A 497-nucleotide genomic window follows, 5' to 3' on the forward strand; every position below is an offset into this window, starting at 1 on the left:
TGTCGGTCAGGCTGTAGGTGATGCTGCCGCCATTGACGTCGGTGGCGCTGGCCGTGATGCCCACGGCGGTGCCGCTGGTGGCACCCTCGACGACGCTGTTGGCGGCACTGTTGCTGTCGGTCGGCGTGGCGGGCGCGGCGTTTGTGACGTTGATGGTGAAGGTCTGGGTGCTGGTGTCGACCCCGTCACTGGCCTGGACCGTGATGGTGTGGCTGGTGGCGGTCTCGAAATCCAGCAGCGTGCCGTCGGCGACGCTGACGACGCCGGTTGTGGCATCGATGGCGAAGCGCCCGCCGGCATCGTCGGTCAGGCTATAGGTGACGGTACCGCCATTGACGTCGGTGGCGCTGGCGGTGATGCCCACGGCGGTGCCGTTGGCGGCACCCTCGACGACGCTGTTGGCGGCGCTGTCGCTGTCCGTCGGGGTGGCGGGGGCAGCGTTCGTGACGTTGATGGTGAAGGTCTGGCTGCTTGTATTGCTGCCATCACTGGCCTGC

1 protein-coding gene is annotated in these 497 nt (G+C 67.6%); it reads right to left on the minus strand.

Features of this window, described 5'->3' with window-relative positions; all coding sequences use genetic code 11:
- Nucleotides 1–497, minus strand: a 497-nt coding sequence (locus ACM9LZ_RS25995; RefSeq protein WP_416622395.1) for a cadherin repeat domain-containing protein, incomplete at both ends; no start/stop codon positions are given.

The organism is Niveispirillum fermenti (assembly GCF_048066175.1).
GTDB lineage: Bacteria > Pseudomonadota > Alphaproteobacteria > Azospirillales > Azospirillaceae > Niveispirillum > Niveispirillum fermenti.